The organism is Cloacibacillus sp. (genome assembly GCA_036655895.1).
In the GTDB taxonomy this organism is placed as follows: Bacteria; Synergistota; Synergistia; order Synergistales; family Synergistaceae; genus JAVVPF01.
Map to the genome: position 1 here is coordinate 1 of JAVVPF010000106.1, position 2,016 is coordinate 2,016.

1 protein-coding gene is annotated in these 2,016 nt (G+C 52.9%); it reads right to left on the bottom strand.

The window, feature by feature from the left end; translation table 11 throughout:
- Positions 1 to 2,016, bottom strand: a 2,016-nt coding sequence (locus RRY12_13080; GenBank protein MEG2185607.1) for a VCBS domain-containing protein, incomplete at both ends; no start/stop codon positions are given.

The window sequence follows — 2,016 nt, forward strand, 5'->3', positions numbered from 1 at the left end:
CCTGTATTGTGTATGTGAGGACGAGCGTTTCTCCTTCGGCAAGATAGTTAAAATTCTCGCTGCCGCTGTTGAATGCCCAGTTGATTTTATCTTGAGTAGCGGTGCCGTCAAGTTCGCTGCCGCCCGTTGTGAACATCGCAATAAGCGCAGCTTCGGTCGGCTGCCCGGAGAGGCCGGCTCCTGTTCCTGTGACAGTGACCTTTTGTACTACGCTGGAGCCGACTTTGTCTGTTACGTCCAGGTCGGTCAGTGTAAGCGTGCCCGTGGTGCTGAGTCCCGTATCTGTCTCGGAGAGAGCGCCGGTGCTGCTGTCGCCTGCTGCTATTGTAATTTCGGGCTTGTCGTTGCTGCCGGTCACGGTGACGACGACGATCTGCGTCGTCTTTCCTCCCTTACTGTCCGTCGCCGTTATCTCGTAGGAGATTTCAAGCTTTTCGCCAGCGGCAAGGTAGTCAAAGGTTTCATTCTTGCTGTCGAATGTCCAGTTTATAGTTCCTTTCACATTGCCTGACGTTATTTCATTGCCTAGCGTTGTGAACATTTTATTAAATTCTTCTGCCGTAGGTTCTCCGTCGCGCCCAGTGGCTCCAGCGACGGATAAGTATTTAGTTGTTGTGCCGACGCTGTCATGGACGTTGGGGTCGCTCAATGTCAGCGTACCGTTTACCGTAAGATTTTTTGCATCCGATTCAACTACAGTTTCCGCAGCGGATCCTGTGCCGATGTCAATAACTGGAAGGTCGTTGCTCCCGGTTATCGTAATAGTTATTTCCTTGGTGTCCGAGGTGTCGCTTTCGTCTGGTGGGGAGCCGGCGCCTTTGCCGCTGTCGTCCTTTGCCTGTATGGTGTATGTGAGGACGACCTGTTCTCCTTCAGCAAGATAAGCAAAGGAGGCGCCGTTGCTGTTGAAGTTCCACAAGATCTTGTCCGAGGTCTCGGTGTTGTCAAGTTCAAGACCTCCGGTATTCAGCATTTTCAGAATATCATCCTGTGAAGGCGCTTCTGTGATTCCTTGCCATACACCGCTGATGTCGACCTTTATTACCTCGGAGGCAACGTTGTCTGTGACGTCGATATCGGTCAATGTCAGAGTTCCGCTTGCAGTAATATCGGTCTCATCAAGGTTGGCCGCTACGCTGTCGCCTGTTGCTACGGAGATTTCGGGCCTGTCGTTGCTGTCCGCCACCGTCACGACGACCACCTTCGTCGCCGTAGCTCCGTGGCTGTCAGTTGCGGTTATGGTATATGAAAGGTCAAGTTTTTCTCCAGCGGCGAGGTAGTCGAAGGTTTTGGCGCCGCTGTCGAAGGTCCATGTAATCTGATCGGAAGTCTCTCCGGCGGATATTTCGCTGCCGATTGTTTTGAACATTGCAAGCAGTTCGTCACTTGTAGGCTGATAGGCTATATTTATATCGCCCGCCACGTTGACGCTTGTGACCGTCGTACCAACCGCGTCTGTAACGTCTACATCGTTTAATGTAAGCGTGCCGTTTACATTAAGATGGTCTGCATCCGTTTCTGTCACTTCTCCGAGCGACGAATCGCCGCTTTTCTCTGATATGACCGGCGCGTCGTTTGTGCCGGTTACTGTTACCGTTACGATCTGTGAAGTTTCGGATCCGTTGCTGTCCGTTGCGGTTATTGTATATGCAAGCTCTAGTTTCTCGCCTTCTGAGAGGAAGTCAAAGGTCGTGTTTCCGCTGTCGAAGGTCCAGTTTATCTTTGCGGTCGTCTCGCCTGAGGCCAGTGCGTTTCCGCTTGTTTTAAACATCGCAAGTAGCTCCGCATCAGTCGGCTGTCCTGTGATTCCCGTATTGCCTGTTACGGTGAGGCCGGTGATTTTGGCGGCCGCCGTATCAGAGATGTCTACGTCCGTGAGCGTTAGTGTATCGCCTGCCGTGAGGTGCGTAGCGTCGCTTTCCGTTACCGCGCCAGAGGACGAATCGTCCGCGCCGACGGTGATGACGGGCGCGTCGTTTGCTCCGTCGTAGGTTACCGTTACGGTGGCGGTCTCTG